The sequence below is a fragment of the Nocardia sichangensis genome (genome assembly GCF_047200615.1).
In the GTDB taxonomy this organism is placed as follows: domain Bacteria; phylum Actinomycetota; class Actinomycetes; order Mycobacteriales; family Mycobacteriaceae; genus Nocardia; species Nocardia sichangensis.
In genome coordinates, this window is sequence record NZ_JBJZOK010000010.1 from 1 (window position 1) to 24,470 (window position 24,470).

The following is a 24,470-nucleotide window of genomic DNA, read 5'->3' on the forward strand; positions in this document are numbered from 1 at the left end:
GGGGGGGGGGGGGGGGGCCCCCCCCCCCGCCCCCGCCACGACCCCAAGACTATCCCGGCCATGGTGACGGGCTCGCGGCGAATCGTCCGGCCGGCCCTGCCGCCGGGAATAAGATGATGTTGTCACCGCGTGCGGTGCGCGGTCGAAGTCCGCTTCGATCGCCGGGATCAGGTGAGACGCTGCAGGTAGGAGCATACTTACGCGATGAACGAATCGGGCGACTCAACCGTGGACACGGCCGAAGGCACCGTAGCCAGGGTAGTCGGTGCGGGGATCCCGCAAGCCACGGGAAGCTTCCGGTTCTGGTTCGCCGACCAGCACTGGGAGTGGTCGGACGAGGTCGCCGCGATGCACGGCTACGGACCCGACGCGGTGACGCCGACGACCGAGTTGCTGCTCGCGCACAAGCACCCCGAGGACCGGGATCACGTCGCGGAGGCGATCGAGAAGTCGGTGCGCAACGCCGAGCCGTTCTGCAGCCGTCATCGCATCATCGACACCGCGGGTGTGCCGCACCATGTGCTCGTACTGGGCGACACCATGACCGACAAGAACGGCACCGTGGTCGGCACCGCGGGCTACTACGTCGACCTGACGGCCACCATCGCCGAGGACCGCCAGGATCTGCTCGACGACACGCTGCCGCGACTCGTCGAAGCGCGCGCGCTGATCGAGCAGGCCAAAGGCGTGCTGATGCGGGTCTACCGGATCAACGCCGACCAGGCATTTCACGTCTTGCAGTGGCGCTCGCAGGAGACCAACGTCAAGCTGCGCGACCTCGCCGCCCAGCTCATCGCCGAAATCGACCGGCTGCCCCCGGCGCCGCCCGGGGTGCAGACCGCCTTCGACCACATGCTGCTCACCTTGCACGAGCGCATCCCGAAGTCGTAGGGAGCGGTCCTAGTGGTCGCGCAGCACGGCGCCGACCCCGTCGTGCAGGGCTGCCACGGCGTCGACCAGGACGATCTCGGCCCCGATCGCCAGAGCGGCCACCGGCAGCGCCTCGTCGGCGCGGCGCATCTCACCGGCCGAGCCGTTCGTGGCCGGGCCGATCAGGGGGTTCGGGGCCGACCCGGCCAGCACCAATCGGTCACCCAGCACCCCGCGATCGAGCAGTAGCCGCTCCACGGTGGCGGCGCGCAGCACGCTGGTGGTCGCGGCCAGTCCGGCCACCGCCAAGCCGTCCGGGCGCTCGATCTCGGCGGCGAAGCGCTCGAGGACCCGGCGGCGCCGCTGCGCCGCCACCCGGTGCAGAATCTCGCGGACCTCGGCGTCGAGCGCCTCGGGGTCCGAACCCGGTGTCAGCGTGCCGGTTTCGGCGTCGATGACATCCCTGCCCTTCGCATCGAACACCGCCCGAAGTTCCGCACGTGCCAAGGCTTCCCCGGCGAGCACGACGACCTCCGCGCGCACGGTATCGGCGAGCCGGTCCAGCTCGCCCGCGAACTCGCGGACGTCGCGTCGCGCCGTGTCCTCGATTCGCTGCCGGATCGTGTGGTGCGACCAGTCGTCGCGCCGAGGCTCGAGCGCCGGATGGCCGGCGCTGCGGAGGGTGTGCCTCGTTTCGCTGCCGTGGCCGTCGAGTCCGTACAACTCCGAGCCCACTCGGCCCACGAGGGCGACGACATGCGGTACTTTCTCCGCCTGCGCCTCGATCAGCGGCAGCAGGTAGGGCAGGGGCGACACGCGGACGGTCTCGATGTCGGGCGGGCTCGGTAGACGTTCGTCGGCGAGCACCTCGGTCTCGTCGGCGATGAGCAGCCTGCCGCATCGCCCCCGCGCAGGCGGGTGCAGTTCGATCGCCTGGGCGAGCAGCCTGCGGATGCGCGGCCGGGCTCCGCTGCGGTCCAGTTCGGCGTCGATCGAACGCCAGTGCAGCTCGGTGTCGCGCGCCGCGTCCTCGGTGTCGTGGGAACTGTCGAAGCAGACCGATGCGAAGGGCCCGTGCTTATGGATGATGCGGCGGAGGTCGGCCATCGGTATCACCTGGGCATCCCTGGCCGCGAAGGTCCGTGCCGGTGGTCGTCGGAAACCATCGGCGACCACTCGGTCCGTGCCGCTCGGCGCCAGGTGACTTCGTCGTGTGTGCCGACGGCTTCGGTTCGGTGCACCACAGTCGGCGGGTACCCGGGCGTGTCGAGCCGAATCAGCGAACGCAGGTGCTCGGGCGCGGCGCCTTCGTCTGGGAGCGCGCTGCCACACGAGTTGTAGCCGAGGAATTTACGAAGCTTCCGGCTTCGCGGTCGGGTGTGACGATGCGGGGAAAGCTCCGCGGCTCCGACCGGAGCAACCGCCGCCGCTACCGCGCCGCGTTCCGGAGTCGCGTACGCGCGGCCGAGGCCGATCACTGTCAGCGCGACTGCCGTGGATGAAGGCGACGAGTTGGCCGCGTGTGTTTCACCACCCGGTGCTTTTTCGGTTTCGTGTAAGAAACCCGGTCGAACCCGCTATTTCCACTGTTCAGCGCCGAAAAATGTAAACAAGCGACCGCTTGGTGTCCAGATCGTAAACCGAAAAGAGCGGTTTGTTTCACGTCGGCTGTGGTAAATGTGGGGTGTATCGGATCGACAGCGCGGTCATCCGATAAAAGGGGCGAGGAACCCGCGCTGCTCGACGTTCAGCCGATTCGACGCGCTCTGTCGCGAAACTACCGGCGCGCACGGACACGAGGGCTCTCCGCAAGTATGTGTACGGCTACGTGCACCAGCGCAGAGGAACGTCATCGTGATCGAGAAACCCGAAGCGCCCGTCGCGGACGACGAAGAACGAGATCGGATCGTATGGCCCGACCCGAGCCCGCTGAGCAGTTGGTGGGCCGAAGTCATGGCGCATCGCCGGATCACCCGGCCACACGCCTCGGCCGCCGACCCGCGGCACAACTGACGAGCCGCGGGCTCGTCGGTTTCGCCGCGACGCGCAGAAGGCCGGCCGCCGCGGGCCGGCCCTCGGCGCGCAATTGCGGGCAGTGAGTTGTTCTACGACTTCCGCCCGAATGTGTGCAAGTGTTTTCCGCGACATAGCCGAAAGCGCCGCGCGCACAGGGCGATGAGGAATGTCGTTCGTGGCGTGAACAGTGGGCCGGGAGCGAGTTCACCGAAAACCCCGCGCGTTTACATGACATTCACATTTCGCGGAGTTCGAAATCGAGGACTCGCTCCGAGTTCGGCTCGACTTGCGAGGATGTAGCGACTCGTCCCATCCATGACCGCCCCGCGAATTCCGGGGCAGGACCGACCTGCCTTCTGCGTGGTCGTCACGCCGTTTCCGCCGCCGCGCCGGTGGCGTTTGCGGCGAAGTGCCGTAATGGGTTTGCGGCGGGGCCATCGCGAGCGACGATCCACGGTGTCGTCCTATCCGCTCGGCGGCGGCTGGCCGGCCTCGACGCGCGCCCGCTCGGGCGTCGCGCTGAGCGGCTCGGCCAAATCCTCCAGCGACCGCCCTTCCGCACGCACCCCATACGCCAGTTCCACCAGACCGGCCGCGAACATGGCGAGCGCGCCGATGGTGAACGCCAGGGCCGTCTTCCCCGGCTCGCCGTTCGCGGTCAGCCCGGCGAACACCAACGGTCCCGCGACGCCGCCCGCGACGGTACCGATCGCGTAGAAGAAGGCGATGGCCATGGCGCGGGTCTCCATCGGGAAGATCTCGCTGACGGTCAGATACGCCGCGCTGGCGCCGCACGACGCGACGAACAGCACCGCGGTCCAGCAGGCGGTGAGCGTGGTCGCGTTCAGGTGGCCCGCCGCGAAAAGCCATGCCGTGCCAAGCAGCAGCACGGCCGAGCCGAGGTAGCTGCCCGCGATCATGGGCTTGCGCCCGATCGTGTCGAAGAACTTGCCCAGCAGCAACGGACCGAGGAAGTTGCCGAAGCAGAGGACCGCGAAATAATAGCCGACCCGGTCGTCCGGAATGCCGAACGATCTGGACAGGATGAGCGCGTAGTTGAACGTGACGGCGTTGTAGAGGAACGCCTGCCCGATGAACAGCGACAACCCGAGCACGCTGCGCCGCGGATAGTGCCGCACCATCACCGCCGCGATCTCCCGGAAGGAGATGCTGCGCCGCTGCCGAATCCGGATCCGGTGATCGGAGACGTCGGCGAGCGAGGCGCCCGTGTCGTCCCGGACGCGCGCCTCGATCGCGGTGACCGAGCGTTCCGCGTCGTCTTCGTGACCGTGGATGAACTGCCAGCGCGGACTTTCCGGCACATGTCTGCGCACCAGCAGGATGATCAGGCCGAACACGGCGCCGAGCGCGAAGGTCAAGCGCCAGCCCACATTCGGCGGGAACAGATTCGTGTTCAATGCGACGATGGACAGCAACGCGCCGCCGACCGCGCCGAGCCAATAGGTGCCGTTGATGACGATGTCGATGCGTCCGCGGTACTGCTTGGGGATCAGCTCGTCGATCGCGGAGTTGATCGCCGCGTATTCGCCGCCGATGCCGAAGCCGGTGAGGAAGCGGAACAAGACGAACCACCACATCGAGAACGACAAGGCCGTCATGGCGGTCGCGAAGAGGTAGATCGCGAGCGTGATCAGGAACAGCTTCTTGCGGCCGAACCTGTCGGTCAGCCAACCGAAGAAGAGAGCGCCCGAGCCCGCGCCCGCGACGTACATCGCCGCCGCGACGCCGGAAACCTGTGCGGCCGTGATGGTCAGGCCGCTGCCCGGTTCCGAAAGCCGCGCGGCCACGCTGCCGACGACGGTCACTTCGAGCCCGTCGAGGATCCAGACGGACCCGAGCCCGATCACGATCATCCAATGCCACCGAGACCAGGGCAGGCGATCCAGCCTGGCCGGTATGTCGGTCGATATGGTTCGCACGGATCACCACCTTCGCAAGCCTGAGGGTCGGATACCCCGAGCCCGAGCGGCCAACCGCGCGGGTGGGTTAGGCTCGAACACGAGTGAAACGTGTTCTAGAAAGTGGCCTGTCGATGAAGACCATCTTTGCGCTGTGGGGCGTCGGTGACCCGCTCGCGGCGGACTTCGCGCCGCTCCTGACCGGGGCCGCCGCGGTGCAGGCGAACATCTCCGACGCGGCGGTCGAGACGGCGATGCTGCGCATCACGTCATTCGACGAACCGGTGCGAGCCGTCGTCAGCGTCTGGTGGGCGGACGCGCCGCAGGCGGAGGCGGCCGCGCGGGTGCTGAGCACCGTGGCCGAGCGGGTGGAAGGCTGGCATGTCGAGGAGGTGACGCCGATTCCCCCGCCGGTCACCGCGGTGCTCGAGCGTGCGCCGGGCCTGTCGAACTTCGCCTTCTTGCGTAAACCGGACGACCTGTCGCATGCCGAGTGGCTGGATCGCTGGCGCAACCAGCACACCGCCGTCGCCATCGAGACCCAGGCGACCTTCGGCTACGTGCAGAACGTCGTGACCGGGCCCGCGACGGCCGGTGCGCCGGACATCGCCGGGATCGTGGAGGAGCTCTTCCCGCTCGCGGCGCTCACCGATCCGCACGCCTTCTACGGCAGCGGCGGTGACGGAGCGGAGCTGGCGCGCCGCATCGATCGGCTGATGGCCAGCGTCGCGACCTTCGGCGGCGACCGGAACTTGGATGTCGTGCCCACCAGCCGATATCGGCTGCGCTGAGGGTTCAGCGGCCGGAGCGCCCCGCCGATTCGCGCAGCGCGACGCGTGCGGCGCGCACGGCGGGATGGTCGCCCGTGCCGCGCCGGTAGGCGAGGTGCGTGCGCCGTCGCATCGGCAGCGCGCCGAGGATGACGCCCGGCGGGCAATCCCGCGTACCGAATTCCGGGACCAGCGCGACACCCTGACCCGCGGCCACGAGCGCGAGGACCGTGCCGAAGTCGTCGGCGTGATGCCGGATCCTGGGCGTGAAGCCCGCCGCCTCGCAGGCCCGCATCGTCATGGTGTGGCACATTGTGCCGGGAGTGCTTGCGATCCAAGCGCTTTCGCGATGATCGGCGAGCGGTTCGGCGGTGCGCGCGGCGAGATGGACGATCTCCTCGAACAACGGCTCGCTGTGCAACGCGGGATCGGCGGGGACCGGAGCGTAGTCGTACTCCTGGATCAGCGCGACGTCCAGCGTCTCGGCGCGCAGCGCGTCGGGCGCCAGCGCCGGGTCCAATTCGGTCACACGCAATTCCAGCCGGGGATGCGCGCTGCTCAGCGCGACGAGCGCGGGGGAAAGGATGGTCCGCACCGCGGTCGGAAACGCGCCGATGCGCAAGGTTCCGGTGAGTTCGGTGCGGATCGTGGCCAGTTCGGCGGTGGCCTGCTCGAGCACCGCGAGAATCCGCTCGGTGTGCCCGACGAGCGCCACGGCCGCCGGGGTCAGCGTCACTCGCCTGCCCGTCCGCGTCAACAGTGGCACGCCCGCTTCCCGTTCCAGTGCGGCGAGTTGCTGGGAGACCGCCGAAGGGGTGTAAGCGAGGGCCTCCGCGACCGCCGCGATGGTCTCGCGGTGCGACAGTTCCCGCAGTAGGCGGAGTTTGCGGACGTCGAGCATAAGTTCAGCTTATGGTCTGCGACAGAAATGTGAACTGGATCTGATGAATTCCAGCGGCGAGGCTGATCGTCATGACGCTCGCAGGTCTTTTCGTTCCTCTGGTCACCCCGTTCACGGCCGACGGCGCACTCGCCGCGGACGCGCTGGAGCGGCTCGCCCGCCAAGTCCTCGACGACGGCGCGACCGGCCTGGTCGCGCTCGGCACGACCGGGGAGCCCGCGACTCTGACCGCCGCCGAGCGGGCGGAAGTGATCGCCGTCTGCGCGCGCGTGTGCCGGGAACGCGACGCGCCGTTGATCGTCGGCGCCGGATCGAACTCGACGGCGGCCTCCGTCGAAGCCCTCGCCGGTCTGGATCCGCGCACCACCGCGGCGCTCACCGTGGTCCCGTATTACACGCGCCCTTCCGAGGCGGGCGTGCTCGCGCATTTCCGCGAACTCGCGGCGGCCTCTCCCGTGCCGCTGATCATCTACCACATCCCCTACCGCACCGGACTTTCCCTGGGAACCGCGACACTCCTCGCGCTGGCCGACCTGCCCAACGTCATCGGCCTGAAGCATGCCGTCGGCGCCGTCGACGACGCCACCGTCACGCTGATGGCCGCCCGGCCCGCCGACTTCGCCGTACTGGCCGGCGACGACCTGTTCGCCGCGCCGCTGCTGGCCCTCGGCGCGTCCGGCGCGATCGCGGCCTCGGCCGCCGTGCACACTTCGTCGTTCGCGGCGATGGTCGCCGCGTGGCGCTCCGGTCCGGTCGATGTGGCGCGGACGCTCGGTCACCGGCTCGCGGTATTGTCGGCCGCGTTGTTCGCCGAACCCAACCCCGCGGTGATCAAAGCGGTGCTCGCGGCGCAAGGCCGCATACCGAGCCCTGCGGTACGGTTGCCTCTGCTGCCCGCGAGCGAGGCAGCGACTCGGGCCGCCTTGGTCGCGCTGGCGGAATTTCCGGCAACGGGAACCCGTAATGACTGGTATTGCGGCCGTGAAGGTGCCACGCTTAAGCGGTGACACAACCTCCGGATACCCAGGCGGCTGGGCCCGACCCGGCCACCGACAAACTCGACGCGGCCGTCTTCAAGGTCGCCGGCGTCGTGGTGCTCGGCGCGATCATGTCGATTCTCGACATCACCGTCGTCAGCGTCGCGATCCCGACCTTCCAGCGCGAGTTCGACACGAGCTACGCCATCGCGGCGTGGACGATGACCGGGTACACGCTGGCGCTGGCCACCGTGATCCCGCTGACCGGATGGGCGGCCGACCGCTTCGGCACCAAGCGGCTGTACATCATGGCGCTGACCTTCTTCGTGCTCGGCTCACTGCTGTGCAGCACGGCGTGGAACATCGAATCGCTGATCGCGTTCCGCGTGATCCAGGGCCTCGGCGGCGGCATGCTGATGCCGCTCGGCATGACGATCATGACCCATGCGGCCGGTCCGCAGCGGGTCGGCCGGGTGATGGCGGTGCTCGGCGTGCCGATGCTGCTCGGCCCGATCGGCGGCCCGATCCTGGGTGGCTGGCTGATCGAGAACTTCAGCTGGCACTGGATCTTCCTGATCAACCTGCCGATCGGCGTGATCGCCTTGACGCTGGCGTTCATCGTGCTGCCCAGCGACAAGCCGGAGCCGTCCGAGTCGTTCGACTTCATCGGCATGCTGCTGGCCTCGCCCGGCCTTGCGCTGTTCCTGTTCGGCGTCTCCTCCATCCCGGAGCAGGGGACGGTGCTCGCGGCGCGGGTGCTGATCCCGGCCGCCATCGGCGCGGTGCTGATGGTCGCGTTCGTGTTCCACGCGCTGCGCACCGAGCACCCGCTGATCGATCTGCACCTGTTCCGCAACCGCGCGCTCACCTTCGCGGTGCTCACGATGGTGCTGTTCGCCATCGCGTTCTTCGGAGCGGGTCTGCTGCTGCCGACCTATTTGCAACAGGTGCGCGGTGAGTCGGCGCTGCAAGCCGGTCTGCTGATCGCGCCGCAGGGCATCGGCGCGATGCTCAGCATGCCGATCGCGGGCCGTTTCGTGGACAAGATCGGCCCGGGCAAGATCGTGCTGGTCGGCATCACGCTGATCTCGATCGGGACGGCCTACTTCGTCCAGCTCGACGCGGACAGCTCGTATCTCCCCATGATCGGCGCGCTGTTCGTGATGGGCCTCGGCATGGGCTGCACCATGATGCCGATCATGACCGCGGCGATCCAGACCCTCACCCACCAGCAGGTGGCGCGCGGGTCGACGCTGATGAACATCGTCAACCAGACCGCGGGCTCCATCGGCACGGCGACGATGTCGGTGGTGCTGACCAACCTGCTGAACAACCAGCCGCTGGCGCGCCCGGCGATCGCGGCCAACTTCGATCCCAGCTTGGCGAGCCAGCTTCCGCCGGGCGCCGTCGAAACCGGTCTGCAGCAGGCCGCGGAAGCGTTCAGCCACACCTATGTGGTGGCGCTGGTGCTGATCGTGCTCACCTTGATCCCGGCGTCCTTCCTGCCGCGGACCAAGCCGAAGAACCCGCAGGGGGCCGACGCGGCGACAGTGGTGCACGCCTAGCGGTACTCGTCCCGAGATCGTCTGCCGATCCCGGGACCTACCGCCGTAGGGGCCGGGCGGATGCCGCCGCGGCCCCTATTTCTTGCCGTGGGCAAGGCCTGCGGTGGGCCGCTGCCGCGCCTCGCGGAGGAACGCCAGGACGGCCGAGCTCGCCACCGAGCGGAATTCGTCGAAATACGCGTGCCGTGCGCCCTCGATCAGATGTAGTCGCGCGTCGGGGATGCGCGCGACCAGCAGGGGAGCGTTCGCGGCGGGATTGAAGCGGTCCTCGGTGCCGTGCACCACCAGGGTGGGAACCCGTATGTCCGGCAAAACATCCCACGCATCGTGCTTGTTGCTCGCGTACAGATGCCTGCGCTTCGCGTAAACCGGCATGGCCGGGTCGCCGAGCGTGTTGTACGGGCCGGACGTGCTCGCCAGCCAGGCCGGGGTGTACATCAGTTCCAGTAGAGCCTGTCGCGCGGCGGCCGGGTCACGCTGCCCGAGCGACCTCCTGACCTCGGGACCGCGTTCGAATGCGTGCTTGCCGCCGGGGGAAGTGCAACCGAGCACCAGGGAGTGCACCCGGTCCGGATGGCGCGCGGCCAGCCACTGGGCCACCCGCCCGCCCATGGACGTGCCGTAGACGGCGGCCTGCCGCACGCCCAGGTCGTCGAGTACCGCGACCACGTCGTCGGCGAATCCCCGCGTGCTGTACACCTCGTCGGGCTTGTCGCTGTCGCCGGTGCCGCGCCAGTCGAGTGTGATGGTGCGGTGCCCGGTCTCGAAGTCCGCGCGGATGCCGTCCCACCAGTGGTGGGTGTTGGCCTGACCGGCGAGCAGGACCAGCGCGCTGCCCGTGCCCGCCACTTGATAGGCGAGGCGAACTCCGTCGGCCGCCGTTGCGTAGGGCACCTCTACGAAATCCTTTCGTTCAGCGATCGCCGCGAAGCCCGTCGAAGACGATCTCCAGGCCGCGCCGCCACGACGGCGAGCCGGTGGTCTCGCCGAGCAGCGACAGCGCCCACATCAAGTTGACGACATCCTCGTCGGTCGCGTCGGCGCGCAGCGCGCCGGCATCCCGGACGCGCGCGAGCACCGCCGACAGGTGCGACATACCGCGATGGCAGGCCTCCGCCAGTTGAGCCGCCGCAGGATGATCCCCGGTGAACGCCTCGAGCAGTCCGCGATCGGCGGTGAGCCTGTTGAGCAGGTCTTCCACGAATCCGGTGAACGCCGTCCACGCGTCCGGTTCGGCCGCCGCCCGGGCGGCGATCTCGTCCACCGCCGCCAGCCGGGGCGGCAGAAGGGCATCGATCAGGATGTCGCGGGTGGGGAAGTGGTTGTACAGCGTCCCGATACTTACGCGGGCGCGCCGCGCGATCTCCTCCAGCGAGCCGTCGAGGCCCTGCTCGGTGAGCACTTCGGCCGCTGCCCGCAGCAGATTATCGCGATTGCGAGCGGCGTCCCGGCGCAGCGGTTTGGTCACGCGGTCATCCTACAGAACCTGAGGCACACCTCAGATTCTGTGCTACGGTGATAAATCGAGGGGGGCCTCAAATTAAGGAGAACGCATGGCGGATCAGGGAACAGCAGTGATCGTCGGTGTCGGCCCCGGCCTCGGGATGTCGATGGCCCGGCGCTTCGGACGGGAAGGGTTCCGCGTCGCGCTGATCTCGCGCAGCGATGCACGGCACGCCGGGTACCTCGCGGACCTGGCGGAGCGTGGTGTACACGCCACCGCTCACGTCGCGGACGTCACCGACCGGTCGCGGCTCGGCGTGGTACTCGGCGACATCCACAAGGAGGGACCGATCGGAATGGTCTATTACGGACCCGGTTCCACGCAGCAGCCCGTGCCGATCACCGACATCGACGCGGCCACGGCGCGATCGGCGTTCGAGTGGGTGTGGCCCGCGGTCGACGTGGTGAGCGACGTGTTGCCGGGCATGCTCGATCGCGGGAAAGGCGCATTACTTTTCGCCGGCGGGCTCTCCAGCGTCCGCCCCATGCCCATGCTCGGCCACCTCGCCCTCGCCGCGGCGGCACTGCGCAACTACGCGCTCACCTTGAACGCGGCATTGGCCGAGCGCGGTCTCTATGCGGGCACGCTGACCATCGGCGGACTCGTCGAGCGCGGGGACATCCACGCGATGGTCACCGCTGACCCGGCGCGCTTCGGCAGCGCGGACGGCCACACTCTCGATCCGGACGACTTGGCCGATACCGCGTGGGGCATGTATCGCACCCGCGACCGCGCCGAAACGATCTTCGACGCCATCGGCGTATGACGGCGGAGGTCAGCCGTACAGGGCGATGAAGCGGTCCAGGGAACGTTCGATATCGCCCTTGACGGCGCGGGCCACACCGGATCCGATAGGGCCGAACAGCGGCGCGCCGCCGAGTTCGATGTCGACGGTGACCTCCGAACCGGAGCCCTTCGGGGCGACGAGCAGCTGCAACCCCAGTTTGGTGCCGCCTTTGCCCGCGCCGGTCAGTTGCAGGCGGCGCGGCGGCTCGGCGGCCCGCACGGTCCAGGTGACCCGGTTGCGCAGGCCCTTGACCGAGGCGATGCCGACCAGTTGGGTGCCGACGGTCAATTCGGCGGGAACCTCGCCGCGCCACGCTTCGTGCATGGTCAGCCATTTGTCGAGTTCGGCGAGGTTGGAGGTGTGCGTCCAGGCCTCCTCGGGCGAGATCGGAACGTCGACCGAGACCTTCAGCTTTGCCATGGGCGCATGGTATCCGGCTCCGGCGGTCCGGTCGGTGCGAGGCACGGCCGGTCCGGGCGGACTCCCCGCACAGCGGTGGACGCTACTTCGCGGAATCGAATTCGAGCACCCGCCAATACATTCGTTGATGCGTCAGCGAACGGCCATTCCGCCTGTTCGGCTCGGCCGCCGTGGGCGTTCGCGGCATCCGCGCCGCCACCCGCGCTTCCGGTGCTGGTCCGACGCGCGGGCCCATACGCAGGACAAATGGTCCACGGGTTGCACGGCAGCCCAACATTATTGCGCAGCTATGTCGCGATCCGCGGCACCTATCGTCCCAGTTCCGGGAATCCGGAAAGTGTCTGTGGGATCGGCAGAGAGTTCGTTGGAATGCTGCTAATGTGCGAATGGTCGGGTTCTGGTTACCGTTCGGACACGATCCGGGCGGTCGGCGATTGACATGTAATCGCCTGTCCTGCGGGCACTGTGCGGTAGGCGCTCTCGGTGAGCGCCGGTGCCGTCGTGGGATTTCCGGTACTCCGACGCGGACCCCACCGACCGGTCCGTTCATGGTCGGCAGGCGAGGGAAGGCGAGCGAAGCAGGATGGCAGTGGGCCGATTCCTCGAGACCAGTCAACGACGAAAGAACTGATGAATCAAGATATCGCCGTGGTGCTTTCATGGATCCTCGCCGTCGCTTTGGTGATCGCCGTAGCGGGGGCGTTGTACGCAGTACAGTATGCCAGGGCTCAGCGGGCCAAGCTCGAGGCTCTGGCCAGGGAACAGCGCGCGACGGAGGACACGCTCGAGCGGTTCGCCGCCACTACGCTACCCGCGGTGGCCGAGTCGATCCGCCGGTTCGAGTCCCAGGTGCCCCCGGTCGAAGTCCAGGCGGGCATGGAGAATTCGCGGCTCGCGCAGATCCTGCGGTGGATCTCCGAGCGGTATGCCGACGATCTGAGCCTGATGCGCTCGGAGACCAGGGAGCTGACCAACAACGAAGGACAGCAGGCGATCAAGGCGGCCGAGGAGGCCGCGCGCAACGAGGTCGCCTCCGCATCGCGCCAGGCGACCAGCGCCGCGGTCCGCTCGTTCGGCACCTCCGTGGTCAGCCTCGGCGCTGACGTCAGCCAGGTGGTGAGCGCCGCGCTGCGTGAGCATCGCGACGATCAGGTGTACGAAACCCTCACCCGCATCGACCACACGGTGCAGCAGATGATCCGCCAGGCGCAGTCCTACGTGATCGTCTGCGGTGGTCTGCCCGGCCGCCGCTGGCCCGCGCAGACGCTGACCGACGTGGTCGGCGGCGCCATCGGCCGTGTCCGGGAATACCTGCGGGTGCGGCCCAACCAGCTCGACCGTGTCGTGATCAGCCGCGCGGTGGAACCGCTCGTGCACACACTGGCGACCTTGCTGGACAACGCGTTGCGGTACTCGCCGCCGACTTCCTACGTGGACGTCAACTTCCAGGAGGGTCACCACGGCGTCACCGTCATCATCGATGACGCGGGCGTGCGGATGAACGCCGAGCAGATGGAGGAGGCCCGCCAGGTGCTCGCGCACGAGCGGCCCGTCGACATCCACCAGCTCGGTCCGTCGCCGAAGGTCGGCTTCCCGGGCATCGCCGCGCTGGCCCGCCGTTACGGCTTCACCGTCTACATCGACGGCCCGAACGTCTACGGCGGCATGCGCGCGATGGTCTACATCCCGGAGTCGCTGCTGGTCACCCCGCAGAACGTCCAGGAGGTCGCGCCCGTGACCGAGGCAAAACCGGAGCCGGTCACGGTTCCCGCGCAGGACGCGCCGAGCGAACAGCCCGGCGAGAACGAGCCGTCGCTGTCGGTGAGCGAGATCACCAGCGGCGGGCTACCCAAGCGGCGACGCAGGACGGTCGCACTCGCCCCGGTCGGGCCGCGCACCGAACCCGGCCTCGCTCGCCCCGAGGTCGCCGCAGCTTGGCACACCGGCTCCAAGAGCGGCCGCGCCGCCGCATCTGATGACACGGAAGGGATGACATCCTGATGGCCACACCCGTGACCGACAGCAGCAACAAACTGGGCTGGCTACTCGAAGATCTCAGCATCACGGGTGTGCGGTTCTCGGTGTTGCTGTCCGACGACGGCCTGCGGATCGCGCACTCCACGGGGATCGCCCGCGACGAGGCGGAACGCTTCGCCGCCGCGGCCTCCGGCCTGCGTTCGCTCGGTAAGGCGCTCGGCGAATTCTGCGGTGACGCCACGAACGGCGTGCGGCAGAACATCACCGAGTACGACCAGGGGATGATCCTCATCACCGCGGCAGGCGAGGGCGCGCTACTCGGCGTCGCGACCACCAACGACATCGACGTGGGCCTCGTCGCCCACCGGATGAACGAGCTGGCAGGCCGGGTCGGACGCGAGCTCGGCAGCCAGCCGCGCAGGCGCGTTGACGGCAGCGAAATGCCATGATCGAGCGCAGCGAGCGAGTCAGAGGTACTGCGCCGCTGGGCAGCACGGAGCCGAGCGAGAGCGAGGTGCCGTCATGAGCAAGCCGCGGCGCGATCCGGACCTGGTCCGGGCTTATGTGCGCACCGGAGGGCGTACGCGCCCCACTCGCGAGCTGGACCTGGTTACTTTGGTCCTGACCGCCAAAGATCCACTCCCCGGCGCGTCGCCCGATGCGCGCCGGGTCATGGCCCTGTGCAGCCGTCGGGGTGCGCTGTCGATCGCGGAGATCGCTGCGTACCTCGACCTTCCGCCGTCCGTCGTGAAGATCGTCGCGTCCGATCTCATGGACGGCGGGCACCTGGTCACCCCCACCCCGGCCGAGTCCCTGCCGGAGATCGCTCTGCTGGAGGAGGTACTCAATGGGCTCCGTGCTCTCGCCGTCTGATCGCACCGTCGATTACGTGCCGGAGACCGTGACCCGCTCGGTGAAACTGCTGGTGGCCGGCAACTTCGGTGTCGGCAAGACCACGTTCGTGAGCAGCGTCTCGGAGATCAAACCGCTGCGCACCGAGGAGACCATCACCGAAGCCAGTGTCGGCGTCGACGACATGGCGGGGCTGCCCGGCAAGTCGCAGACCACGGTCGCGATGGACTTCGGCCGCATCACGCTCAGTCCCAAACTGGCGCTCTACCTGTTCGGCACTCCGGGTCAGCAGCGTTTCGTCCCCTTGTGGGAGGAGCTGGCCCGCGGTGCGCTCGGCGCGCTCGTGCTGGTGGACACCCGCCGCATCGAGAAGTCCGACGAGGTCCTCTCGGTGCTGGAGGAGCGCGGCGTCCCGTATTCGGTCGCCGTCAACCAGTTCGAAGGCGCCCGGCCCTACCCGCTCGACGAGGTGCGCGATGCCCTCGACCTGGAACCCGGGACTCCCCTGACGTCACTGGACGCCCGGGACCGAGGCACGTGCCTGCGTTCGCTGATCACGCTAGTCGAATTCTTGTTCCACCGTTTGGAGTCTCGCATTTGACCACGTCCCAGTCCTCGACCCACCCCGGGCACCTATCCAGCGGCGCCTGCCCGGTCGCACACGGATCGCCGATCGACACCGACGGTCCCAGAATTCCGCTCTATGCTGAGGGATTCGCGGCCGACCCCCACGGGATCTACCGGGAAATGCGCAGGCGCCACGGTTCGTTGGTCCCGATCGAACTGTCGCCAGGGGTGCCCGCCACGCTGGTGATCGGCTATCAGGAAGCCGTGCGGATCCTCAACGATCCCGAGCACTTCCCCGCCGATCCGCGCATCTGGCAGAAGAACATCCCCGAGGACTCGCCCATCCGTCCGATGATGGAGTGGTACCCGAACGCGCTGCGCAACAGCGGCGCGGCGCATGCTCGCTACCGGGGTGCCTACGTCGCGAGCATCGACGCCATCGACCTGCACGAGGTGCACTCGATGGTAGAGCGCATCGCGATTCCGCTGATCAATACCTTCTGCCAGGCGGGGTCCGCCGATCTGGTGACCCAGTACGCGTTCCCGCTCGTCTTCGAAGTGCTCAACCGGATCGTCGGCTGTTCGACGGAACTGGGGCAGCGGGTCGCCACCGGCATGGCGATGCTCTTCGACACCGTCGAGGCGGCCAAGGGCATGCAGATGCTCTCCGAGGCGCTGATGGAGCTGATCCACCAGCGCCGCGCGGAGCCGGGCGACGACGTCACGTCCCGGTTGGCGCATCACCCGGCCCGCCTGAACGACGAGGAGATGCTGTCGAACCTGATCAGCCTCTACGGCGCCGGGATCGAGCCGCAGCAGAACCTGATCACCAACACCCTGCTGCTGATGCTCACCGACGACCGTTTCGGTGGCGACATGCTCGGCGGCGCGCTGTCGACGCGTGACGCGCTGGACGAGGTGTTGTTCAACGACCCCCCCATGGCGAACTTCTGCATCACCTATCCGCGCCAGCCCATCCTGATCGACAACGTCTGGTTGCCCGCGCACCAGCCGGTGCTGATCAGCCTGGCGGGGTGCAACAACGATCCGGCGATCCGCGGCGGCGACCGCACCGGTAATCGCTCGCATCTGGCGTGGGCGGTCGGCCCGCACGCCTGCCCCGCGAAGTCCGTCGCGTCCGTGGTCGTGCAAGAAGCCATCGACCAGCTGCTCGACGCTCTCCCCGAAATGCAGCTGGCCGTGCCCGCGGACGAAGTGGTCTGGCGGCCCGGCCCATTCCACCGGGCGTTGGCGGCCCTGCCGGTCGTCTTCCCCAAGTCCCCTCCGTTGAACATGGTGTAAGGAGAAGCGTCCGATGTCGCAAGAGCCGATAGTCTTGGATCTGACCGGTTCCGATATCCAAGGCGAAGCGGCGCGGCTGCGCGAGCGTGGGCCGGTGGCCCTGGTGGAACTGCCCGGCGGGGTGCCGGCGTGGTCGATCACCGATGCCGTCGTGCTCAAGAGCCTTCTGGCCGACCCGCGCGTCTCGAAGGACCCCAGGCAGCACTGGGCCGCGTTCATGAACGGCGAGATCACCGAGGAGTGGCCGCTGCACCCGTGGGTGGCGGTCGACAACATGTTCACCGCCTACGGCGCCGAGCATCGGCGGCTGCGCAAGCTGGTCGCCCCCGCGTTCACGCACCGTCGTACGGTGGCGCTTCGACCGCGCATCGAAGCGATCACCGCCGAGTTGCTCGACCAGTTGGCCGCGACCCCGCGCGGCACGGCGGTGGATCTGCGTGAGGGCTACGCGTATCCGGTGCCGATCCAGGTCATCACCGAGCTGATGGGTGTGCCCGAGCATCTGGGCCCAGGCGTGCGGAAATGTGTCGACGGATTCTTCGACACCTCGTTCGGTCCGGAGGAGGCCCAGGCCAACTACCTGGAGATGTACCGGCTCGTCAGCGAACTGGTGGCGTACCGGCGGGAGGCGCCCGGCGACGACATCACGAGCGTCCTGATCGCCAGCCGGGACGAGGAGGACGGCTCACAGCTGACCGAGAAGGAACTCGTCGACACCCTGATGCTGGTCATCAACGCCGGGCACGAGACGACGGTGAACCTGCTGGATCAGGCCATCTTCGCGTTGCTCACCCGTGCGGACCAGCGCGCCGACGTGGTGGCGGGGCGGATCCCTTGGTCGGACGTGGTGGAGGAGTCGCTGCGCTACGAGGCGCCGGTCGCGCACCTGCCGCTGCGCTACGCCGTCGAGGACATCGACATCGCCGACGTCCGTATTCCCAAGGGGGAGGCGATCCTGGCCTCCTACGTGGCGGCCAACCGCGATCCGAAGGTGCACGGTCCGAACGCCGACCAGTTCGACCTGCGGCGCTCGGTCAAGGATCATGTGGCCTTCGGTTACGGGGCGCATCATTGCCTGGGCGCGCCGCTGGCCCGGATGGAAGCCGAGATCGCCCTTCCGGCCATCTTCCGGCGCTTCCCGGACATGCGCCTCGCGGTCGATCCGTCCGAGCTGGGCACCGTGCTCAGCTTCATCTCCAACGGTCATTCCGAGCTGCCGGTGTTCTTGGAGGCGACGGAGTAGGTCGGCCGGGAAGAACATCTCGATCACACCCGGCATGGGCGCTCGGCTGTCCCGCGCCGGGACTCGACAGCCCGCGTGTCCCTCGGGGATACGCGGGCGGAGGTGTTCCACCGTCGGCGTACGCACTTGGGAACACGCACGATCGCACCGTTTCGGCACACGAGATATGCTCTGCGGCAGCGGAATTCGACGTAGTGTCGAATTCGCGACGCTCACATGGCAATTCGCTTCCCGGGCTTCGGGACGCTTGTCGTGTGCCCACCCTGCTCGTCGAACGTTCCGACTTTGGAGTCACGTTTTGACCCACCCACAGTCCTCGACATCGTCCTTCTCCACCGGCTGCCCGGTCCCGCACGGTTCACCGGTCGGCTCCGACGGACCCCGGGTCGCGTTGTACGCGGACGATTTCGCGGCGGACCCACACCAGGTCTATCGGCAGGCACGCGCGAGATACGGTTCGCTGGTGCCGGTGGAGCTGTCTCCCGGCGTGCCCGCGACGCTGGTGATCGGGTATCACACCGCGCTGCGCATTCTGAACGATCCCGACCATTTTCCTTCCGACTCGCGGACCTGGCAGCAGACCGTGCCCAGTGACTGTCCGGTCCTGCCGCTGCTCGAGTGGCGTCCGGCCGCGATTCGCAACTCCGGCCTTGTGCACGCCCGGTACCGGCAGGCCATCGTCGCGGGCATCGATGAGATCGATCAATTCGCGCTGCGCAATACGGTGGAGCAGATCGCCGCTCCGCTGATCAACACCTTCTGCGCAGACGGCTCCGCCGACCTGATCGCCCAATACGCGTTCCCTCTGGCCTTCGCCGTGATCAATGCGATGCTCGGCTGCCCGCCGGAGATCGGGCAGCAGGCGGCGATGGGACTGGCCGCGATGTTCGAAGGGGTGGATGCCGAGCGGGGCAACGCGATGTTCAACGACGCGATGGCGAACCTGGTGACGCTGAAGCGGTCCCATCCCGGCGACGACATCGTCTCCCGGATGTTGCGGCACCCGGTCGATCTCGATGACGCGGAGATGGTCCAGCAGGTGCTGATGCTGTACGGCGCGGGCATCGAGCCGCAGCAGAATCTGATCATCAACACCCTGCGACTGATGCTCACCGACGAACGTTTCGCGGGAGACTTCCTCGGTGGCAGCCTTTCGACCCGCGACGCGCTGGACGAGGTGCTGTTCACCGACCCGCCGTTGTCGAACTACTGCGTCACCTTCCCCCGTCAGCCGATCCTGATCGACGGCGTCTGGCTACCCGCCCACCAGCCGGTGGTCATCAGCATGGCCGGATGCAACAACGACCCGGCGATCCACACGGGGCGGTACACCGACAATCGCGCTCATCTCGCCTGGAGCGTCGGGCCGCACACCTGTCCGGCCCGGTCGGTGGCCTATCTGATCGCCCAGGACGCCATCGATCAGCTGCTCGACGCGCTGCCCGAGATGCGGTTGGGTGTTCCTGCCGAGCAGCTGACCTGGCGCCCGGGTCCGTTCCATCGATCGCTGACCGCCCTGCCGGTCCTCTTCCCGGAATCACCGCCCCTGCCCGTCTATGTCCCGCAGCCGGAGGGGAGCGCGGCGCAGTAGCCGTGCTCCGTCCGGCAAGCCGCCGTCGCCGCGTTCCCGTCCAGAAGGAGGTTGCCGCTCAGAGGTCGTCGTGCACACAGCTGATGAGGGTGTGCGCCGGCCTGTCACCGATCCCCACGCATCACGCCGACCTTCGCCGTCGCGGCGCGCACGCGCCCGGTCGATCGCGTTCGTCGCATGTTCGTTCCTCTGGAGTTTCGTCTTTGACCACGCCACAGTTCCCGCCGTCCACTTCCGCGAATGGGTGCCCCGTCTCGCACGGATCGCCGATCGACACCAGCGGCCCTCGTTACCCGTTGTATTCGCAGGAATACGCGGAAGATCCGCACAACGCATACCGCGAAATGCGCCGCCAGTTCGGTTCGCTCGTCCCGATCGAGCTGTCGCCGGGCGTGCCCGCCACCCTTGTGATCGGCTACCACACCGCGCTGCGCATCCTCAACGATCCCGACCATTTCCCGGCCGATCCGCGGATCTGGCAGAAGGACATTCCGGGCGAGTGCCCGGTCCTGCCGATGCTGGAGTGGCGGCCGAACGCGCTGCGCAGTGCGGGCCTCGAGCATCTGCGCTACCGCCAGGCGAACGTCGCCAGCATCGCCGGGGTGGACCTGCACGCGCTGCACGGAACCGTCGAGCAGATCGCCATCCCGCTGATCAACGCCTTCTGTGAGGACGGCGCGGCGGATCTCATCAGCCAATACGCGTTCCCGCTCAGCTTCGCGGTGCTCAATGCCATGCTCGGCTGTCCGGCGGACATCGGCCAGCAGGTCGCGACCGGTATGGCCGCCATCTTCGAAGGCGTCAACGCGGACAAGGGCAACGCGATGCTCACCGACGCACTGTTCGAACTCGTGCAGATGAAGCGCAAGGACTCCGGCGACGACATCACGTCCAGGCTGTTGCAGCATGAGGCCGGGCTGGACGACGTCGAGATGATCCACCAGCTGGTCACGCTCTACGGCGCGGGCATCGAGCCGATGCAGAACCTCATCGTCAATACCCTGCTGCTGATGCTCACCGACGAACGTTTCGCGGGAGACTTTCTCGGCGGCAGCCTCTCGACGCGCGACGCCCTCGACGAGGTGCTGTTCAACGACCCGCCGATGGCGAACTACTGCGTCAGCTTCCCGCGCCAGCCGATCCTCATCGATGATGTCTGGCTACCGGCGCACCAGCCGGTGCTGATCAGCATGGCCGGATGCAACAACGACCCGGCGATCGGCGTCGGGCAGCGCACCGACAGCCGTGCCCATCTGGCGTGGAGCGTGGGCCCGCACGCCTGTCCCGCCCGGTCGGCCGCGTACCTGGTGGTGCAGGACGCGATCGATCAGATCCTCGACGCCTTGCCCGAGATGCGGTTGGGCCTGCAGCCCGGTCAGTTGAGCTGGCGGCCGGGACCGTTCCACCGTGCGCTGGTGTCCCTGCCGGTCGTCTTTCCGAAATCCCCTCCACTGACCGTCTTCTAAGGAGTCATCGATGGACACACAACCCCTGGTCCTCGACCCGCTGGGTGCCGACATTCAGGGTGAGTCCGCCCGTATTCGTGCGCGCGGGCCGGTGACCCCGGTCGAATTGCCGGGCGGCGTGCGAGCGTGGTCGGTCACCGACGCCGACGTGCTCAAGCGGTTGCTGGCCGATCCCCGGGTGTCGAAGGACGGCAAGCAGCACTGGCCCGCGTTGATCAACGGCGAGATACCCCAGGACTGGCCGTTGTTGCCGTGGGTCGCGGTGAACAACATGTTCACCGCGTACGGTGCCGACCACCGCAGGCTGCGCAAACTCGTCGCGCCCGCCTTCACGCACCGCCGCACCCAAGCGATGCGCCCGATGGTCGAGCAGATCACGACGGACCTGCTCGGCGCGCTCGCCGCGACGCCGGCGGGCGAAGCGGTCGATCTCAGGGAAGGTTTCGCCTACCCGCTGCCGATCCAGGTCATCAGCGCGCTGATGGGCGTTCCGGAATACCTGAACGCCGGTCTGCGCACATGCGTCGACGGCATCTTCGATACGTCGCTCGGGCCCGAGGAGTCCCAGGCGAACTACATGGAGATGTACCGGATCCTGGGTGAGCTCGTCGCCTATCGGCGGGAGACACCCGGTGACGACATGACCAGCCTGCTGATCTCGCACCGGGACGAAGAGGACGGCTCGCAGCTGACCGAGCAGGAGTTGATCGACACGTTGTTGCTTGTCATCAGCGCGGGGCACGAGACCACGGTCAACCTGCTCGATCAGGCCGTCTTCGCGCTGCTGACCCACCCGGACCAGCGTGCCGAGGTGACCGAGGGGCGTGCGGCCTGGTCCGATCTGATCGAGGAGGCGCTGCGGTACGAGGCGCCGGTGGCGCACCTGCCGCTGCGCTTCGCCGCCGACGACATCGAGATCGACGGCCTGCGCATCGCCAAGGGCGAACCGATTCTCGCCTCCTACGCCGGGGCCAATCGCGATCCGAAACTGCACGGCCCCACCGCGAGCGAGTTCGACGTGCGGCGAGCGAGCAAGGAACATCTGGCATTCGGCTACGGGGCCCATCACTGCTTGGGCGCACCCCTGGCGCGGCTGGAAGCCGAGGTCGCCCTGCCCGCGCTCTTCCAGCGCTTCCCGAACCTGCGCCTGGCGGCCGATCCCGCCGAACTCGGGAGCGTGTCCAGTTTCATCTCCAACGGGCACGCCAGGCTGCCGGTGTACCTGGCGGCGGACTAGGGGCTGGCCCGCGCCTCCGGTCGCTGCCTGGGGCGCGGTTCAGCGCAATGCTTCGACCAGGCCGGACTTGCGTGCCTTCGCGAGTCCGCGCCGGGCGAGAAAACCGTTGCCCAGCAACAAAATCGTCTTGTTCGGCGGCGCTTTGAACCCGGACGCGGTGTGCGGCGCGTACACCGCCTCGGTGCCGGAAACCTCGAGCCAGCCGGTGTTCTGCCGCGATTCCAAGCCGATCAACTGGGACCGATACTCGTGGGCCAGCAGCCCGGCGCGGCGTCCGCCTTGCGGCAGGCCCGCCGGGACGGTCAACCGCACACCGTCGGCGCTCGACCCCGTCACCTGCACCGGGACGACCGCCGGGTAGCCGTCGGCCTGCCGGTAGCCGAGCAGCCGGTGCGGCAGCTTCGTCGCCTGGGCCGCGGTCCGGGCGACGTCCACCCGGGGGCCCGTCCCCTTCGCCGGAGGCTGCTGTGTCGCTGGTTCGACAGAAGGCGCTGCGGCACCGAGGATCTCGGGCGTGCCCGCCGCGTCGAGGTCCGGCCATACGACGATGCGGTCGACGGTCACGGTAACGACCACTCGATCGGCGTAGTAGGCCCGCAGCCACCGGTCCCAGAACACACCGCGCCGCGGTGCGCCCAGGTAGGGCGTGGCCTGGGCGCCGAGGCGGTCCAGCGCCTCCTGGTCGGGCGTCGGGTCGAACGCCGCGGTGCCCTGCACCAGCACGAATCGCGAGTTTTCCCGGCTTCCGATGCCGTGCTCGCGCGCGTGATATGCCAGCGCCACTTTGGGTTCCCGCTTCATTCGCTCCAGCTTGCGTCCGAACCCGAGTGAAGTCGTGAACCCCACCGTGCCCGCGGCCCGGTCGCGCAGCCCGATCGGCGACACCGCCGACACCACCGCGCCGCCCGCGGGCGTCACATACGCTGCGGCGCAGGTCAGATCGCCGCCGAGAACGTCGTCCACCTCGTCCGGCCAGGTAACCGCCATGGGACGGATTTTACTGCGCCGCCCTTGACGACGCGGCCGTCCGGAGCCGAGAGTGCGCAGATGGTTTCCACCGCCGAGGCGGCAGACACGACGCTGCGCAAGGTCACGATTCGCCTGCTGCCCTTTCTCGGGCTGCTGTACTTCGTCAACTATCTGGACCGGGTGAACATCGGGTTCGCCGGGCCGAGCGGCATGAAGACCGAGCTCGGGCTCACCGAGACCGCGTTCGGATTCGCCTCCGGCATCTTCTTCGTCGGATACCTGCTGCTGGAGGTGCCGAGCAACCTGGCGCTGCACCGGTTCGGCGCCCGGCGCTGGATCGCCCGGATCATGGCCACCTGGGGGCTGGTGGCCACGGCGATGGCCTTCGTACCCGACGCCACCGTGCTGTATCTCCTGCGGTTCCTGCTGGGTGTGGTGGAGGCGGGCTTCTTTCCCGGCATCCTGCTCTATCTGACCTATTGGTACCCGCAGGCGCAACGGGCGCGGATCGTCGCGTTGTTCATGACCGCGGTGCCCATGTCCACCGCGTTGGGCGCGACGGTGTCCAGCTTGATCATTCGATACGGCGACGGCGTCTTCGGGCTCAGCGGTTGGCGTTTCATGTTCTTGGTCGAGGGGTTGCCCGCCGTCGCGCTGGCGGTGGCGACCTGGTTCTATCTGACCGACCGTCCCGAGCAGGCGGGCTGGCTGGCCTCCGCCGAACGCGAATGGCTGATTCGCGAACTCGCCGCGGAGCAGGCCACGTTGCGGCGCGCGGGGCACTGGACGGTGCGTCGTGCGCTGACCCATCCGCGGGTGCTCGGCCTCGCCTTCGTCTACGGCGGCATCGTCTACGGCCTGTATGCGCTGGGATTCTTCCTGCCGACGATCATCGACGGCTTCCAGCAGCAATACGGAACGCACTATTCGGTGGTGCAGCGCGGACTGATCAATGCGGTGCCCTACCTCGTCGGGGCCGTGGTGATGGTGTGGTGGGGCAGGCACGGCGACCGGACCGGTGAGCGGGCTCGGCACGTCGCCCTGCCCGCGCTGCTGGGCGGTCTCGCCATCCCGGTGGCGCTGTATCTCGGCGATCCGTTCGCCGCGATGATCGCGGTCACGGTGTGCGCGGTGGGCGTGCTCGCGGCGCTGCCGACGTTCTGGGCCCTGCCCGGCACCTTCCTGTCCGGCGCGGCGGCGGCGGGCGGCATCGCGTTGATCAACTCGGTCGGCAACGTCAGCGGTTTCGTCGCGCCGTACGTCACCGGTGGGCTGAAGGACGTGACCGGCAGCCAGCGCGCCGGGCTCTGGGTGGTGGGATTGTGCATGATCGCCGCCGCGGCGGGCGTCATGACGCTGCGGCGGCGAACCGGCGACGCTGCCGTCGACCGGAACGCGGATCTGTGATCCTCGGCCTGCCCATGGCCTCGCTCGCCGCCGAGTCCGTGGCACGATCCGTGCCGCCGAACCGCGGCCGCCGAGGTGAGGGCCAGGCCGTATGCAGAGATGCGCTCGCAATGTGGCGACCGCCACCATG

The 24,470-nt window shown here is 68.2% G+C and carries 23 protein-coding genes; 16 read left to right on the top strand and 7 right to left on the bottom strand.

Going from position 1 to position 24,470, the window contains the following annotated elements:
• Positions 1–204 precede the first annotated feature (204 nt).
• On the top strand, positions 205–891 hold the full coding sequence (locus tag ACL03I_RS15720; RefSeq protein WP_355076592.1) for a PAS and ANTAR domain-containing protein: 687 nt from the start codon (positions 205–207) through the stop codon (positions 889–891).
• 9 nt (positions 892–900) lie between these two features.
• On the opposite strand, the gene ACL03I_RS15725 is transcribed toward ACL03I_RS15720, so the two are convergent.
• A complete protein-coding gene (locus ACL03I_RS15725; RefSeq protein ID WP_412806303.1) occupies positions 901–1,977 on the bottom strand; it encodes a baeRF2 domain-containing protein in 1,077 nt (358 codons plus the stop codon).
• Between the two features lie 747 nt (positions 1,978–2,724).
• On the opposite strand from ACL03I_RS15725, the gene ACL03I_RS15730 reads away from it, so the two are divergent.
• Positions 2,725–2,883, top strand: a complete 159-nt coding sequence (locus ACL03I_RS15730) for a hypothetical protein (protein WP_355076589.1) — start codon at positions 2,725–2,727, stop codon at positions 2,881–2,883.
• Positions 2,884–3,350: 467 nt separating this feature from the next.
• Here the strand turns inward: ACL03I_RS15730 and ACL03I_RS15735 are convergent, their stop codons facing one another.
• Positions 3,351–4,826, bottom strand: a complete 1,476-nt coding sequence (locus ACL03I_RS15735) for an MFS transporter (RefSeq protein ID WP_355076587.1) — start codon at positions 4,824–4,826, stop codon at positions 3,351–3,353.
• Between the two features lie 113 nt (positions 4,827–4,939).
• Between ACL03I_RS15735 and ACL03I_RS15740 the strand changes: the two genes are divergently transcribed.
• Positions 4,940–5,596, top strand: a complete 657-nt coding sequence (locus ACL03I_RS15740; protein WP_412806304.1) for an EthD domain-containing protein — start codon at positions 4,940–4,942, stop codon at positions 5,594–5,596.
• A 4-nt stretch (positions 5,597–5,600) separates the two neighbouring features.
• Here the strand turns inward: ACL03I_RS15740 and ACL03I_RS15745 are convergent, their stop codons facing one another.
• On the bottom strand, positions 5,601–6,476 hold the full coding sequence (locus ACL03I_RS15745) for a LysR family transcriptional regulator (protein WP_397281284.1): 876 nt from the start codon (positions 6,474–6,476) through the stop codon (positions 5,601–5,603).
• Positions 6,477–6,547: 71 nt separating this feature from the next.
• Between ACL03I_RS15745 and dapA the strand changes: the two genes are divergently transcribed.
• Positions 6,548–7,483 carry a 4-hydroxy-tetrahydrodipicolinate synthase gene (gene dapA, locus ACL03I_RS15750; RefSeq protein WP_355076582.1) on the top strand — a complete coding sequence of 312 codons (936 nt, stop codon included), beginning with the start codon at positions 6,548–6,550 and terminating at the stop codon, positions 7,481–7,483.
• Complete coding sequence (locus tag ACL03I_RS15755; RefSeq protein ID WP_355076580.1) at positions 7,480–9,018, top strand: DHA2 family efflux MFS transporter permease subunit; 1,539 nt, start codon at positions 7,480–7,482, stop codon at positions 9,016–9,018. The genes dapA and ACL03I_RS15755 overlap by 4 nt, the downstream gene beginning before the upstream one ends.
• Before the next feature lie 75 nt (positions 9,019–9,093).
• Here the strand turns inward: ACL03I_RS15755 and ACL03I_RS15760 are convergent, their stop codons facing one another.
• Positions 9,094–9,912, bottom strand: coding sequence for an alpha/beta fold hydrolase (locus ACL03I_RS15760; RefSeq protein WP_412806305.1), 819 nt, complete (start codon positions 9,910–9,912; stop codon positions 9,094–9,096).
• Between the two features lie 19 nt (positions 9,913–9,931).
• Complete coding sequence (locus ACL03I_RS15765) at positions 9,932–10,486, bottom strand: TetR/AcrR family transcriptional regulator (RefSeq protein ID WP_355076577.1); 555 nt, start codon at positions 10,484–10,486, stop codon at positions 9,932–9,934.
• 85 nt (positions 10,487–10,571) lie between these two features.
• Between ACL03I_RS15765 and ACL03I_RS15770 the strand changes: the two genes are divergently transcribed.
• The gene (locus ACL03I_RS15770; RefSeq protein ID WP_355076575.1) at positions 10,572–11,288 is read left to right on the top strand and encodes an SDR family NAD(P)-dependent oxidoreductase; all 717 of its coding nucleotides are present in this window, start codon (positions 10,572–10,574) and stop codon (positions 11,286–11,288) included.
• Positions 11,289–11,297: 9 nt separating this feature from the next.
• Here ACL03I_RS15770 and ACL03I_RS15775 read toward each other — a convergent pair whose 3' ends face one another.
• Positions 11,298–11,729, bottom strand: coding sequence for a type II toxin-antitoxin system Rv0910 family toxin (locus tag ACL03I_RS15775; RefSeq protein ID WP_067809684.1), 432 nt, complete (start codon positions 11,727–11,729; stop codon positions 11,298–11,300).
• A gap of 630 nt (positions 11,730–12,359) precedes the next feature.
• Here ACL03I_RS15775 and ACL03I_RS15780 point away from each other — a divergent pair.
• The 9 genes from ACL03I_RS15780 to ACL03I_RS15820 all read left to right on the top strand — a co-directional run bounded on the left by ACL03I_RS15780 (position 12,360) and on the right by ACL03I_RS15820 (position 21,964).
• A complete protein-coding gene (locus ACL03I_RS15780; RefSeq protein WP_364435667.1) occupies positions 12,360–13,730 on the top strand; it encodes an ATP-binding protein in 1,371 nt (456 codons plus the stop codon).
• Positions 13,730–14,155, top strand: a complete 426-nt coding sequence (locus ACL03I_RS15785; protein ID WP_355076570.1) for a roadblock/LC7 domain-containing protein — start codon at positions 13,730–13,732, stop codon at positions 14,153–14,155. Before ACL03I_RS15780 ends, ACL03I_RS15785 begins: the two co-directional genes overlap by 1 nt.
• Before the next feature lie 73 nt (positions 14,156–14,228).
• Entirely contained in the window at positions 14,229–14,579 is a 351-nt protein-coding gene (locus tag ACL03I_RS15790) for a DUF742 domain-containing protein (RefSeq protein ID WP_039805398.1), read from the top strand.
• Positions 14,554–15,159, top strand: a complete 606-nt coding sequence (locus ACL03I_RS15795; RefSeq protein ID WP_355076568.1) for a GTP-binding protein — start codon at positions 14,554–14,556, stop codon at positions 15,157–15,159. The genes ACL03I_RS15790 and ACL03I_RS15795 overlap by 26 nt, the downstream gene beginning before the upstream one ends.
• Entirely contained in the window at positions 15,156–16,427 is a 1,272-nt protein-coding gene (locus tag ACL03I_RS15800; protein ID WP_356965394.1) for a cytochrome P450, read from the top strand. The genes ACL03I_RS15795 and ACL03I_RS15800 overlap by 4 nt, the downstream gene beginning before the upstream one ends.
• 13 nt (positions 16,428–16,440) lie before the next feature.
• The gene (locus ACL03I_RS15805) at positions 16,441–17,670 is read left to right on the top strand and encodes a cytochrome P450 family protein (protein WP_355076567.1); all 1,230 of its coding nucleotides are present in this window, start codon (positions 16,441–16,443) and stop codon (positions 17,668–17,670) included.
• A gap of 298 nt (positions 17,671–17,968) precedes the next feature.
• On the top strand, positions 17,969–19,261 hold the full coding sequence (locus ACL03I_RS15810) for a cytochrome P450 (RefSeq protein ID WP_355076565.1): 1,293 nt from the start codon (positions 17,969–17,971) through the stop codon (positions 19,259–19,261).
• 203 nt (positions 19,262–19,464) lie between these two features.
• Positions 19,465–20,727 carry a cytochrome P450 gene (locus ACL03I_RS15815; protein WP_412806306.1) on the top strand — a complete coding sequence of 421 codons (1,263 nt, stop codon included), beginning with the start codon at positions 19,465–19,467 and terminating at the stop codon, positions 20,725–20,727.
• Positions 20,728–20,737: 10 nt separating this feature from the next.
• Positions 20,738–21,964, top strand: a complete 1,227-nt coding sequence (locus tag ACL03I_RS15820; protein ID WP_364435651.1) for a cytochrome P450 family protein — start codon at positions 20,738–20,740, stop codon at positions 21,962–21,964.
• A 39-nt stretch (positions 21,965–22,003) separates the two neighbouring features.
• Here the strand turns inward: ACL03I_RS15820 and ACL03I_RS15825 are convergent, their stop codons facing one another.
• Positions 22,004–22,951, bottom strand: coding sequence for a pyridoxamine 5'-phosphate oxidase family protein (locus tag ACL03I_RS15825; RefSeq protein WP_364435648.1), 948 nt, complete (start codon positions 22,949–22,951; stop codon positions 22,004–22,006).
• A gap of 60 nt (positions 22,952–23,011) precedes the next feature.
• Between ACL03I_RS15825 and ACL03I_RS15830 the strand changes: the two genes are divergently transcribed.
• Positions 23,012–24,340, top strand: coding sequence for an MFS transporter (locus tag ACL03I_RS15830; RefSeq protein WP_412806307.1), 1,329 nt, complete (start codon positions 23,012–23,014; stop codon positions 24,338–24,340).
• Positions 24,341–24,470 lie beyond the last annotated feature (130 nt).

Coding starts and splice junctions, on each gene's coding strand:
- ACL03I_RS15825 (WP_364435648.1), bottom strand. CDS start 22,951: ATGGCGGTTACCTGGCCGGACGAGGTGGACGACGTTCTCGGCGGCGAT.
- ACL03I_RS15745 (WP_397281284.1), bottom strand. CDS start 6,476: ATGCTCGACGTCCGCAAACTCCGCCTACTGCGGGAACTGTCGCACCGC.
- ACL03I_RS15780 (WP_364435667.1), top strand. CDS start 12,360: ATGAATCAAGATATCGCCGTGGTGCTTTCATGGATCCTCGCCGTCGCT.
- ACL03I_RS15725 (WP_412806303.1), bottom strand. CDS start 1,977: ATGGCCGACCTCCGCCGCATCATCCATAAGCACGGGCCCTTCGCATCG.
- ACL03I_RS15775 (WP_067809684.1), bottom strand. CDS start 11,729: ATGGCAAAGCTGAAGGTCTCGGTCGACGTTCCGATCTCGCCCGAGGAG.
- ACL03I_RS15740 (WP_412806304.1), top strand. CDS start 4,940: ATGAAGACCATCTTTGCGCTGTGGGGCGTCGGTGACCCGCTCGCGGCG.
- dapA (WP_355076582.1), top strand. CDS start 6,548: ATGACGCTCGCAGGTCTTTTCGTTCCTCTGGTCACCCCGTTCACGGCC.
- ACL03I_RS15770 (WP_355076575.1), top strand. CDS start 10,572: ATGGCGGATCAGGGAACAGCAGTGATCGTCGGTGTCGGCCCCGGCCTC.
- ACL03I_RS15720 (WP_355076592.1), top strand. CDS start 205: ATGAACGAATCGGGCGACTCAACCGTGGACACGGCCGAAGGCACCGTA.
- ACL03I_RS15785 (WP_355076570.1), top strand. CDS start 13,730: ATGGCCACACCCGTGACCGACAGCAGCAACAAACTGGGCTGGCTACTC.
- ACL03I_RS15820 (WP_364435651.1), top strand. CDS start 20,738: ATGGACACACAACCCCTGGTCCTCGACCCGCTGGGTGCCGACATTCAG.
- ACL03I_RS15795 (WP_355076568.1), top strand. CDS start 14,554: ATGGGCTCCGTGCTCTCGCCGTCTGATCGCACCGTCGATTACGTGCCG.
- ACL03I_RS15790 (WP_039805398.1), top strand. CDS start 14,229: ATGAGCAAGCCGCGGCGCGATCCGGACCTGGTCCGGGCTTATGTGCGC.
- ACL03I_RS15830 (WP_412806307.1), top strand. CDS start 23,012: ATGGTTTCCACCGCCGAGGCGGCAGACACGACGCTGCGCAAGGTCACG.
- ACL03I_RS15805 (WP_355076567.1), top strand. CDS start 16,441: ATGTCGCAAGAGCCGATAGTCTTGGATCTGACCGGTTCCGATATCCAA.